This is a genomic window from Rahnella inusitata (assembly GCF_003263515.1).
GTDB classification, from domain to species: Bacteria; Pseudomonadota; Gammaproteobacteria; order Enterobacterales; family Enterobacteriaceae; genus Rahnella; species Rahnella inusitata.
The window spans coordinates 1-1,070 of the sequence record NZ_JYDE01000055.1 but is presented as its reverse complement, the minus strand read 5'-3'; the positions used below and the strand labels follow the sequence as shown (position 1 = coordinate 1,070).

Annotated in this window: 1 protein-coding gene; it reads left to right on the top strand. The window is 58.5% G+C overall.

The window, feature by feature from the left end:
* Window positions 1-44: 44 nt before the first annotated feature.
* Window positions 45-1,070, top strand: a 1,026-nt coding sequence (locus TU92_RS22160; RefSeq protein WP_112169563.1) for a ribulokinase, incomplete at its 3' end; no start/stop codon positions are given.

Sequence of the window (1,070 nt, the reverse complement as noted above, 5' to 3'; positions counted from 1 at the left end):
TCGCCGCCGTAATGACTACGGCACACCTGAAGGAGTAATAAAGAATGACGCAAGGTGCGATTGCTCTTGGTCTGGATTTTGGCAGCGATTCTGTCCGTGCACTGGCCGTGGATTGTCAGACCGGTGCTGAGATGGAAACTGACGTGGTGTATTACCCGCGCTGGAATGAAGGCCGCTATTGTGACGCGGCTATTAACCAGTTCCGTCATCATCCGCGCGACTATATAGAAGCGATGGAACAGGCGATTAAAAACGTTGTGGCCCGCCTCGGGCCTGAACGCAGCCAGCGCGTGGTGGGGATCGGTGTAGATTCCACCGGTTCCACGCCTGCGCCGGTGGATAAGGACGGCAACGTTCTGGCACTCCTGCCGCAGTTCGCCGAAAACCCGAACGCGATGTTTGTGTTGTGGAAAGACCACACGTCGATAGAAGAAGCCGAAGAGATCAACCGCCTGTGCCGCAGCGGCGATTTTCCCGACTACTCCCGCTATATCGGCGGCGTCTACTCTTCCGAATGGTTCTGGGCAAAAATCCTGCACGTTTCCCGCGAAGACAGTTCTGTGCGTGACGCAGCAGCTTCCTGGGTGGAGCTGTGCGACTGGGTGCCCGCCCTGCTTTCCGGCACCACCGCGCCGGATAAAGTCGTACGTGGCCGTTGCAGTGCAGGACACAAAATGCTCTGGCATCCGTCATGGGGCGGCCTGCCACCGAAAGCGTTCTTCGCGGCGCTCGATCCGCTGCTGGTCGAAAATCTGCCCTATCCGTTATTTACCGAAACCCTTACCGCCGAGCAGGCTGTCGGCACCCTGACCGCTGACTGGGCTGAGCGTCTCGGCTTACCGGCCAGCGTCGTACTGTCTGGCGGCGCGTTCGATTGCCACATGGGCGCAGTCGGTGCCGGTGCGCAGCCTTATACGTTGGTTAAAGTCATCGGTACATCGACCTGCGATATTCTTATCGCCGATAAAGAGCGCGTGAACGACCGCGCAATTGCGGGCATTTGTGGACAAGTGGAAGGCAGCGTGGTGCCGGACATGATCGGGATGGAAGCCGGACAATCAGCCTTTGGC